Source organism: Methylobacterium sp. WL120 (genome assembly GCF_008039465.1).
Lineage (GTDB): Bacteria > Pseudomonadota > Alphaproteobacteria > Rhizobiales > Beijerinckiaceae > Methylobacterium > Methylobacterium cerastii.
On record NZ_VRUT01000200.1, the window covers coordinates 1 to 6,862 of the forward strand.

Sequence of the window (6,862 nt, forward strand, 5' to 3'; positions counted from 1 at the left end):
CCGCAGGACGGCGCGCCGCTGCGGATCGCGGCCGTCGCCGACTTCGCCGGCACCGGGTCGCCGCGGGTCGCCGCCATCCTCGCGAAGGGCGGGCGGCTTCAAGTGTGGAGTCCGGCCGCCGACGCCTTCACCCTCGACGGCGAGGCCCCGGGCTATGCCGCGGGCTCGGGCGACGTCGACCTCGCCGCCGCGGTCGAGGGCGAGGACAAGGCTGCGCCGGACCTTGCCCTGCCCGCCGCCGACGGCACGGCGCTCGCCCTGGTTTCGCTGAAGGGCGGCATCCGCGAGCGGGCGCGGATCGCGCTCCCTGCGCCTGCCGCCTTCGGCGTCGCCGCGCTCGGCCGCGGGCGCCAGTCGCGCATCCTGGTCGGGCTGTCCGACGGCCGCGTCGCCGTCGTCGCGCCGGACGGGGCGACGCCGTGACCGAAGCCGAGACGCGCCTGTTCCCGCTGCGCCCCTTCGTCGGCGCGTCGATCGCGGTGATCCGCGACGATCGCGTGCTCCTCGCCGCGCGGGCCAACGCACCGATGCGCGGCGTCTGGACCCTGCCCGGCGGCCTCGTCGAAGCCGGCGAGGCCATCGCCGACGCGGCCCTGCGCGAACTCAAGGAAGAGGTCGGCCTCGACGCCGAGATGGTCGGCGTGCTGCCGCCCACCGAGATCATCCAGCGCGAGGCCGACGGCCGCGTGCGCCACCACTACGTCGTCCACCCGCACGCGGCGCTCTGGTGCGGCGGCGAGCCGGAGGCCGGCCCCGAAGCGCTCGCTGTCCGTTGGGCGACCCGCGCGGAGTTGGCGGAGCTGGAGACGACGCCCGGCCTCGCGGACACGCTCGCCGCCGCGTTCGCGAAGGTCGAGGCCTATCGGTCGGCGGGTGGCCGATGAAAACGGTTTCAGCCGCCGTTGACCCAGTTCCGCAGCCGTCCAACCGCTCGGGTAGGCCTTTCGCGCACTATTCGCCGCAGAATGTGCGGACTTCACGAAATCCGTTGTCGTCCCCTCCTCGCCATCTCGGGGCGCCTAAGGCGAGCCCGGGATCCAGAACCGCGGATGGTGATCCAGCTTGCGCTGTCGGCGGCTCTGAATCCCGGGCACTGCTGCGCAGCCCCCGGATGACAGGGAGTAGGAAGACACCAAGCGGCTCATTCGGGCGGATGATCGCCACGCTGCGAACGATACTCTTGGTTTTCGGCTGTCTCGCCGCCGCCGCGCACACGCCGGCCCTCGCCCAGCAACGCCCGGCGGCGCGCCAGACCACGAAACCTGCCGAGAAAGAGCCGCCGGCCCCGCCTCCGGAGCAGGCCGCGCCCTATGACCGCGACCTCACGCGCCTGTCCGAGATCATCGGCTCGCTCGCCTTCCTGCGCGGGCTCTGCGCGGGGGCCGACGCCGCCGAGTGGTCGAACCGGATGAAGGCGCTGATCGAGGCCGAGGGCGTCACCCCCGGCCGACGCGACCGCCTCGCCGGGGCCTACAACCGCGGCTATCGCGGCTATGCCGCGACCTATCGCGTATGCACCCCCGCAGCGCACGAAGCGACTGCCCGCTTCGTCGCCGAAGGCGAGCGCCTGTCGCACGCGCTGGCCGGGCGTTTCGGCGGATGATGCAGCCTGGCCACACCCGCGAAGCATCCGGGAAAACCGCAGTATTCGATCGGTCGCGTTAACCGCTTCGCAATTCCCGGCTGGTCGCGGACCCATGAGCCGCCTATCATCCCCTCCGTACGCCGGGCCTCCAGCCCGCGCGCAACGGATACGACCGCCATGCAGAACAGCACTCAGACCGCCCCGTTCGAAGCCGACGTGGACGAGAAGCGCGCCGCCCTGGGCTACGTGTCCGAAGCGTTCGCGGAAGGCTGTCTCGACGGCCTCGACGGAGACTGCATGGCCCAGGCCGCCCTGTTCGCGGCCTTCCAGGAACTCGTGATGACCTATGGCGAGGAGGCCACCGCCCGCTACGCCGAGGGATTCCCCGAGCGTATCCGCGGCGGCGCCTTCACCACCGCGCTCCAGCACTGAGGGCACGTCCGATCGACGACACCGGCCGGTTGCTCGCCCTCGGCGCGGGCATCCGGCCAACCATCTCAGGCCCATGCGAGGGGTCGGAATAGACACCGAGGCCTGACGGCTCAGGCCCTCGGCAGCGCTTCCTCGAAGACAACGGCCTCGCCGCGCGACGGCTCGGTCAACACGCCGTCCCACATCACGCGGGCGCCGCGCACCACCGTGCCGACCGGCCACCCCGTCACCACCTTGCCGTCGTAGGGTGTCCAGGCGCTCTTTGAAGCGATCCAGTCGTTGCGGATGGTCTCGCGGCGCTTGAGGTCGACCACCGTCACGTCGGCGTCGTAGCCCAGCGCGAGGCGTCCCTTGCGCGCGATGCCGAACAGGCGCTTCGGCCCGGCGCTGGTGAGATCCACGAAGCGCTCGAGCGAGAGGCTGCCGGCCGCCACGTGGTCGAGCATGATCGGCACCAGCGTCTGCACTCCGGTCATCCCCGACGGCGAATCCGGATAGGGCTTGGCCTTCTCGTCCAGCTGGTGCGGCGCGTGGTCCGAGCCGAGGATGTCGGCGACGCCCTGCTCCAGGCCCCACCAGATCTTCCGGCGATGCGCCTCGCCGCGCACCGGCGGGTTCATCTGCACGAGGGTGCCGAGGCGCGCATAGGCCTCGTCTCCGTTGATCGTCAGATGGTGCGGCGTCACCTCGACGCTCGCCACGTCCTTGTGGTCGGCGAGGTAGTCCATCTCGTCGCCGGTGGAGATGTGCAGGATGTGGATGCGGGCGCCGGTCTCGCGCGCCAGCGCCACCAGCCGCCGGGTCGCCTGCATCGCCACCTCGGGCGAGCGCCAGACCGGGTGCGAGGACGGGTCTCCGGGGACCCGAAGGTCCTTGCGCGCGCGCAGCATCGGCTCGTCCTCCGAATGGAACGCGGCGCGCCGGCGGATCGCCTTGAGGATGGCGCGCACGCCCGCGTCGTCCTCGACCAGCAGCGAGCCGGTGGAGGAGCCGACGAACACCTTGATGCCGGCGGCCCCCGGCAGCCGCTCCAGCTCGGCGAGCGCGCCGACGTTCTCGTGGGTGCCGCCGACCCAGAACGCGAAGTCGCAATGCATCCGGTGGTGCGCGCGCGACACCTTGTCGGCGAGCGCGGCGGCACTGGTGGTGAGCGGGTTGGTGTTGGGCATCTCGAACACCGCGGTCACCCCGCCCATCACGGCGGCACGCGAGCCCGATTCCAGGTCCTCCTTGTGGTCGAGGCCCGGCTCGCGGAAATGCACCTGCGTGTCGATCACGCCCGGCAGCAGGTGCAGGCCGGTGCAATCCTGCCGCTCGCCGACCGTCGCCTGCGCCAGGTCGCCGATCGCCGCGATGCGTCCGTCGCGGATGCCGAGGTCGGCCCGGTGCGCGCCGTCCTGGTTCACCACGGTGCCGCCGGAGAGGACGAGGTCGAAGGGCTTGTCCATGGGAAACGCCTTGCGCGAGCGCCTTGGTTGAGGCCGGGTCACCGGCGGCTTATGTCACGCGTCATCCTCGCGCAATCGCGCGGCCCGGAAGGCCTCACTTGGCCTGGCGAGGCCTCGTCGCGCCGACGAAGGAACTGCCATGCCGATCGCCCTGTTGCCGGACCGCGCCCTCGTCCACGTCACCGGTCCTGACGCCCCCGCCCTGCTTCAGGGTGTGATCACCTGCAACGTCGAGACCCTCGGCGAGGCCGAGGCCCGGCTCGGCGCCCTGCTGACGCCGCAGGGCAAGATCCAGTTCGACTTCCTGATCTCGCGCATCCCCGGCGGCTTCCGCCTCGACGTCGCGTCCGAGCAGGCGGCGGCCCTGGCCAAGCGCCTGACGCTCTACCGCCTGCGCGCCCAGGTCGAGATCGCTGTCGACCCGACCGTCGCCATCGCCGCATCCTGGGATGGCGCCACCACCGCAGCCGAGGTCGACGCCGTCGCCGACGCGCGGGCGGACGGCCTCGGCGCGCGGCTCTACGCGGCCGTCGGCGCCTTCTCCGCGGATGCGGCGGAGGCGGATTACCACGCCCACCGCATCGCCCTCGGCGTCCCCGAGGCCGGGCGCGACTTTCCCCTCGGCGACGCCTTCCCGCACGAGGCGTTGATGGACCAGCTCGGCGGCGTCGACTTCCGCAAGGGCTGCTATGTCGGCCAGGAGGTGGTCTCGCGGATGCAGCACCGCGGCACCGCCCGCACGCGGATGCTGCCCGCGACCTATCCCGAGGGCGAGGCGGCGGCGCCCGGCTCCGAGATCACCGCCGGCGCCAAGGTGCTCGGGCGGACGGGAAGCCAAGCCGCCGGGCGCAGCCTCGCGATGCTGCGCCTCGACCGGCTCGCCGACGCGTTCGCGGCGGGCGAGCCCCTGCACGCCGACGGCAAGGTCCTCACCGTCGAGCGCCCAGCCTTCGCCAGCTTCGCGATGCCCGATGCCGCGGCCGGCTGAATGGCCGAGGCACCGCACGTCACTGAGCCTCACCACCCGGTCGAGGGCCTGATCCATCACCCGGACGGCTGCGCCCGGTGCTGGTGGGCCGGACTCGATCCGCTCTACGTCGCCTATCACGACACGGAGTGGGGCGTACCCGAGCGCGACGGGCGAGCGCTCTACGAGAAGCTGATCCTCGACGGTTTCCAGGCCGGTTTGTCGTGGATCACCATCCTGCGTCGCCGCGACGGCTTCCGCCGCGCCTTCGCCGACTTCGATCCCGAGGCCATCGCGCGCTTCACCGAGGCCGACGTCGCGCGCCTGATGCAGGATACCGGCATCATCCGGAACCGCGCCAAGATCGTCGGGACCATCGCCGGCGCCCGCGCCTGGCTGCGGATCGAGGAGAGCGGACCGGGATTTTCGAAGTTCCTGTGGAACCACCTGCCTGAGGGTCTGCCGATTCAGGGCATTGCCCGGACGCGAGGCGAGATCCAGACCGAGACGGGCTTGTCTCGGCGCATCGCCAAAGCCCTGAAGGCGCAGGGCTTCACCTTCTGCGGGCCGGTGATCGTCCACGCCTTCATGCAGGCGGTGGGGATGGTGAACGACCACCTCGTCGGGTGCCATCGCCACGCGCCCTGCGCCGCGCTGGCGGAGGAGGACCGTTGAGCGCCGTGCAGCCGCGGGCCTGGCAGCGGATGCTGTCGGGCCGTCGCCTCGACCTGCTCGACCCCTCCCCGCTCGACATCGAGGTGGCCGACATCGCCCACGGGCTCGCCCGCGTGGCGCGCTGGAACGGGCAGACCGCCGGGCCGCACGTGCTCTCCGTGGCGCAGCACTCGCTGCTGGTCGAGGCGGTGGGCCGCCACCTCCTCCCGGCCTGCACCCCGGAGCAGGGCCTCGAACTGCTGCTGCACGACGCGCCCGAATACGTCGTCGGCGACATCATCTCCCCACTCAAGGCGGCGATCGGCGACGCCTACAAGGGCGTCGAGCGGCGTCTGCTCGCCGCGATCCGTCGCCGCTTCGGCCTCGATGCCCCGACGCCGGCCTTCGCACGCCTGGTCAAGCGCGCGGACCGCGTCGCCGCCCACGCGGAGGCGGTGCGCCTCGCCGGATTCGCGCCAGACGAGGCGACGCGCTATTTCGGCCGGCACGAGGACCTGCCCGAGCCCGTCCTCGCCCTGCTCGACCCCTGGCCGACCGCCGAGGCCCAGGCCCGCTACCTGGACCGCTTCGCGGCGCTGCAGACGACCGCCTCCAAAACCTGACGGAAATCCCGGACCCGAGATGTCGACGCTTCACGTCTGCCCCCTGTCGCGCCTGACCGAGACCGTCGCCGCGACCGGGGCGAGCCACGTCCTGACGCTTGTCACGCCGCCGGCGACGCCGGCGCGGCCGGCGAGCATCGCCGAGGGCTGCCACGCGGTCGTCGGCGTCAGCGACATCGCGGTCGCCACGGACGGCTACGTGCTGCCGGCCGAGGACCATGTCCGCGCCATCCTCGACTTCGTCACGTCGTGGCCGCGCGAGAAGCCGATGGTGATCCACTGCTACGCCGGCATCAGCCGCTCGACCGCGGCCGCCTACATCGCCGCCTGCGCCCTCGACCCGGCGCGCGACGAAGTGGAAGCCGCCGCTTCCTTGCGCCTCGTCTCGCCGTCGGCCACGCCGAACCGCCTGTTCGTCGAGATCGCCGACCGCCTGCTCGGCCGCGACGGCCGTATGGTCGCCGCCATCGCCGCGATCGGCCGCGGCGCGGACGCGTTCGAGGGCGTCCCGTTCCGCTACGAACTCGGCTGACCGGGCCGATCCGCCGCCGTACCGGTGTGGCGCAAACGTCGCCGCAGCCTCGGAAAACCGCCGGTCGCACCCCACCCTGATCGTGCCCGGGGTTGTCGCGGTCGCCGCCTCCGCCTTAGAACCGCACCAAAGGATCCTGTAGGGATGACCGAAAGCCGACCCGACGCGACCGCGATCGCCGCCGACATGCCTTTCGAAAAGGCGCTGGAGCAGCTCGAGGACATCGTCCGCCGCCTGGAGAAGGGCGACGTGGCGCTCGACGAATCGGTGACGATCTACGAGCGCGGCGAGGCGCTGAAGCGCCACTGCGAGATGCTGCTGAAGCGGGCCGAGGCCCGTATCCAGCGCATCACCCTGACACCCGATGGACGCGCCGAAGGCGTCGCACCCCTGGACGTCGACTGAGATGCGGAGCGTGCGCGCCCGGCGCCCTCGCTCCCCGTCCGAGACCTGAGATGAGGCCGAACCCGTGACGCAGTCCCCCCCGATGCCGGCCCCCTCGATTTTGGACGGTTTGTCTGAGACGTCTGCGTTGCGTTTGTTGCCGGAGAGCGACCTTCCGGCGGTTGCGGAGGCGGTTCGGTCTGAGATGATCGAGACCGTGTCGGTGACGGGCGGGCA

General features: G+C 71.9%; 9 protein-coding genes and 1 pseudogene. 9 read left to right on the forward strand and 1 reads right to left on the reverse strand.

The features are described 5' to 3' along the window. The 4 genes and pseudogenes from FV229_RS27660 to FV229_RS23920 all read left to right on the forward strand — a co-directional run. Positions 1 to 423, forward strand: a pseudogene (locus FV229_RS27660) (hypothetical protein); the annotation flags it as partial. Beyond that, complete coding sequence (locus FV229_RS23910; protein ID WP_147754339.1) at positions 420 to 884, forward strand: NUDIX hydrolase; 465 nt, start codon at positions 420 to 422, stop codon at positions 882 to 884. The pseudogene FV229_RS27660 and the gene FV229_RS23910, both read left to right, overlap by 4 nt. Positions 885 to 1,180: 296 nt before the next feature. Further along, positions 1,181 to 1,603: a TIGR02301 family protein gene (locus tag FV229_RS23915; RefSeq protein ID WP_246688318.1), complete on the forward strand. Its 423-nt coding sequence runs from the start codon at positions 1,181 to 1,183 to the stop codon at positions 1,601 to 1,603. 159 nt (positions 1,604 to 1,762) lie between these two features. After that, positions 1,763 to 2,017, forward strand: coding sequence for a hypothetical protein (locus tag FV229_RS23920; RefSeq protein WP_147728485.1), 255 nt, complete (start codon positions 1,763 to 1,765; stop codon positions 2,015 to 2,017). 110 nt (positions 2,018 to 2,127) lie between these two features. On the opposite strand, the gene FV229_RS23925 is transcribed toward FV229_RS23920, so the two are convergent. Then, a complete protein-coding gene (locus FV229_RS23925) occupies positions 2,128 to 3,465 on the reverse strand; it encodes a dihydroorotase (RefSeq protein WP_147754341.1) in 1,338 nt (445 codons plus the stop codon). Positions 3,466 to 3,604: 139 nt separating this feature from the next. Between FV229_RS23925 and FV229_RS23930 the strand changes: the two genes are divergently transcribed. From FV229_RS23930 to FV229_RS23950, 5 genes are all read left to right on the forward strand, one after another. Continuing rightward, a complete protein-coding gene (locus FV229_RS23930; protein ID WP_147754342.1) occupies positions 3,605 to 4,453 on the forward strand; it encodes a folate-binding protein YgfZ in 849 nt (282 codons plus the stop codon). Beyond that, positions 4,454 to 5,107 carry a DNA-3-methyladenine glycosylase I gene (locus FV229_RS23935; RefSeq protein WP_147754343.1) on the forward strand — a complete coding sequence of 218 codons (654 nt, stop codon included), beginning with the start codon at positions 4,454 to 4,456 and terminating at the stop codon, positions 5,105 to 5,107. A gap of 29 nt (positions 5,108 to 5,136) precedes the next feature. Then, positions 5,137 to 5,709: a hydrolase gene (locus tag FV229_RS23940; protein WP_147754346.1), complete on the forward strand. Its 573-nt coding sequence runs from the start codon at positions 5,137 to 5,139 to the stop codon at positions 5,707 to 5,709. A gap of 19 nt (positions 5,710 to 5,728) precedes the next feature. Beyond that, the gene (locus FV229_RS23945; RefSeq protein ID WP_147754344.1) at positions 5,729 to 6,241 is read left to right on the forward strand and encodes a protein tyrosine phosphatase; all 513 of its coding nucleotides are present in this window, start codon (positions 5,729 to 5,731) and stop codon (positions 6,239 to 6,241) included. Between the two features lie 144 nt (positions 6,242 to 6,385). After that, positions 6,386 to 6,646, forward strand: coding sequence for an exodeoxyribonuclease VII small subunit (locus FV229_RS23950; RefSeq protein WP_147754345.1), 261 nt, complete (start codon positions 6,386 to 6,388; stop codon positions 6,644 to 6,646). Positions 6,647 to 6,862: the final 216 nt, after the last annotated feature.